The sequence below is a fragment of the Prevotella sp. CAG:592 genome (assembly GCF_000436015.1).
Lineage (GTDB): Bacteria > Bacteroidota > Bacteroidia > Bacteroidales > Bacteroidaceae > Prevotella > Prevotella pectinovora.
In genome coordinates, this window is sequence record NZ_FR892618.1 from 1 (window position 1) to 1564 (window position 1564).

At 38.9% G+C, this 1564-nt stretch carries 1 protein-coding gene; it reads left to right on the forward strand.

Annotated elements, in window-relative coordinates:
• Nucleotides 1–143 precede the first annotated feature (143 nt).
• On the forward strand, nt 144–1397 hold the full coding sequence (locus QVO99_RS08765) for an ATP-binding protein (RefSeq protein WP_288177094.1): 1254 nt from the start codon (nt 144–146) through the stop codon (nt 1395–1397).
• Nucleotides 1398–1564: the final 167 nt, after the last annotated feature.

A 1564-nucleotide genomic window follows, 5' to 3' on the forward strand; every position in this document is an offset into this window, starting at 1 on the left:
GAGGTGAATGGGATTGAGGTGTATATGTAGAGTAGCGAATTTGGCTAAAATTGTCAAATTCCTAAAAAAACAGTCTTCCTTTTAAAAGAAAAGTATTACCTTTGTTCCGAAAAAGTGGAACATGTACCACTTTTTCGGAATGGATGATAGTTAACAGAAGCACTTATATCGACCAATTGATTCGTTCTAAAGGCAACGGATTGATTAAAATTATAACAGGATTAAGACGTTCTGGAAAGTCTTTCTTGCTAAAGAAGCTTTTCCGACAGCACCTGTTGGATGATGGTATTAAGGAAGACCATATCATAATTATTGATATGGAGAGTCGAAAGAACAAGCCATTCAAAGACCCTGACTATTTACTTGATTGGGTAGAAAAGGAAATGAAAGACGATGAAACATACTACATCATTATTGACGAGGTACAGGAAGTGAATGACTTTGTTGAGGTTCTTTCCACACTCTCGGTAACTGAAGGCACTGATGTTTATGTTACAGGCTCTAATTCACGCTTCCTTTCATCTGATGTGGTGACAGAGTTCCGTGGGCGTGGTGATGAAATTCATGTTTGGCCTTTGTCATTCAAGGAATTTATGTCTGTTTTTCCTGGTTCAAAGGAAGATGCGTGGTCTGAATACATTATGTTTGGTGGACTTCCACAACTCTTAACTCAAATTGGCGATGACAAGAAATCCGATTTCTTGCGTAGGCTATACCGTACCGTGTATCTCCGTGACATATATGAGCGTAATGACATTACCTTAAAACCTGAATTTGAAGAGCTTTCAAAGACTGTGGCTTCAAGCATAGGCGCACCTGTCAATGCTTTTAATATTGCCAACACTTTCAAGTCTGTAAGCAACGTTCAGAATATCACGGACAAGACGGTTTCCGTATATCTTGGATATATGCAAGATGCTTTCCTTATTGAGAAGTCTGAGCGATATGACATTAAAGGACGCAAGTACATCGGCTCGCTATCAAAATACTATTATCAAGATATCGGTTTGCGCAACTCTATCATTTCTTTCCGACAAACAGAGCCTACCCACATCATGGAGAATGTCATCTATAATGAAATGCGTATGCGTGGTTGGCTTGTTGATGTTGGCAACGTTGCTCAAAGGGTTAGAAACGATAAGGGACAAAATATCCGTGTCACACTTGAAGTTGATTTCGTCTGCAATAAAGGTAGTCAACGCATTTATATACAATCGGCTTGGAGAATGCCTGATTCCGACAAAATGGAGCAGGAGAAACGTTCCTTGCGCTTAGTGGGTGATTCTTTCCGTAAACTCCTTATCGTTGGTGAGCATACAAAATCGTGGAGCGATGATGATGGAATTCAGATTATCAGCATCTATGATTTCTTGCTTGATTTGTCTTCGACAGATTAATATTGACTTTCACAATACAAACTTTAGGCTTATGGGAGATTATGAAAATTTTGATGCTGTAACTATTCAGCCTACCTTATTTAAAAATACATAAGACGAATGTAGCTGCTGGACTCTAACGAACGGCAGCTTAGTGATATGTGTATATTTGAGGTGAATGGGATTGA

What these genes read in the sequence shown, in the direction of transcription:
- QVO99_RS08765 (WP_288177094.1), top strand. Translation starts at nt 144, where the DNA reads ATGATAGTTAACAGAAGCACTTATATCGACCAATTGATTCGTTCTAAA.